The 1,223-nt window shown below is 51.1% G+C and carries 1 rRNA gene; it reads left to right on the plus strand.

What is annotated here, in order from left to right:
• Window positions 1–5 precede the first annotated feature (5 nt).
• Window positions 6–1,223: ribosomal RNA gene (locus M3183_RS26495) — 23S ribosomal RNA — on the plus strand; the annotation flags it as partial.

Below are 1,223 nucleotides of genomic sequence, written 5' to 3' on the forward strand. Positions count from 1 at the left end.
TTTTAGGTTAAGTTAGAAAGGGCGCACGGTGAATGCCTTGGCACTAGGAGCCGATGAAGGACGGGACTAACACCGATATGCTTCGGGGAGCTGTAAGCAAGCTTTGATCCGGAGATTTCCGAATGGGGGAACCCCCTGCTCGTAATGGGGCAGGATCTTTACCTGAATACATAGGGTATTGAAGGCAGACCCGGGGAACTGAAACATCTAAGTACCCGGAGGAAGAGAAAGCAAACGCGATTCCCTGAGTAGCGGCGAGCGAAACGGGAACAGCCCAAACCGAAAGGCTTGCCTTTCGGGGTTGTAGGACACTCAACATGGAGTTACAAAGGAACGGGGTAGATGAAGCGATCTGGAAAGGTCCGCTATAGAAGGTAAAAGCCCTGTATTCGAAACTTCGTTCCCTCCTGAGTGGATCCTGAGTACGGCCGGACACGTGAAATCCGGTCGGAAGCTGGGAGGACCATCTCCCAAGGCTAAATACTCCCTAGTGACCGATAGTGAACCAGTACCGTGAGGGAAAGGTGAAAAGCACCCCGGAAGGGGAGTGAAAGAGATCCTGAAACCGTGTGCCTACAAGTAGTCAAAGCCCATTTATGGGTAATGGCGTGCCTTTTGTAGAATGAACCGGCGAGTTACGATTGCATGCGAGGTTAAGTTGAAAAGACGGAGCCGCAGCGAAAGCGAGTCTGAACAGGGCGAATTAGTATGTAGTTGTAGACCCGAAACCAGGTGATCTACCCATGTCCAGGGTGAAGTCCAGGTAACACTGGATGGAGGCCCGAACCCACGCACGTTGAAAAGTGCGGGGATGAGGTGTGGGTAGCGGAGAAATTCCAATCGAACTTGGAGATAGCTGGTTCTCTCCGAAATAGCTTTAGGGCTAGCCTCACGAAGAAGAGTCTTGGAGGTAGAGCACTGTTTGGACTAGGGGCCCTCATCGGGTTACCGAATTCAGACAAACTCCGAATGCCAATGACTTATCCGTGGGAGTCAGACTGCGAGTGATAAGATCCGTAGTCAAAAGGGAAACAGCCCAGACCACCAGCTAAGGTCCCAAAGTATACGTTAAGTGGAAAAGGATGTGGAGTTGCTTAGACAACCAGGATGTTGGCTTAGAAGCAGCCACCATTTAAAGAGTGCGTAATAGCTCACTGGTCGAGTGACTCTGCGCCGAAAATGTACCGGGGCTAAACGTATCACCGAAGCTGTGGATTGACATC

Origin of the sequence: Neobacillus mesonae, assembly GCF_023715155.1 — a bacterium.
In the GTDB taxonomy this organism is placed as follows: domain Bacteria; phylum Bacillota; class Bacilli; order Bacillales; family Cytobacillaceae; genus Neobacillus; species Neobacillus mesonae_A.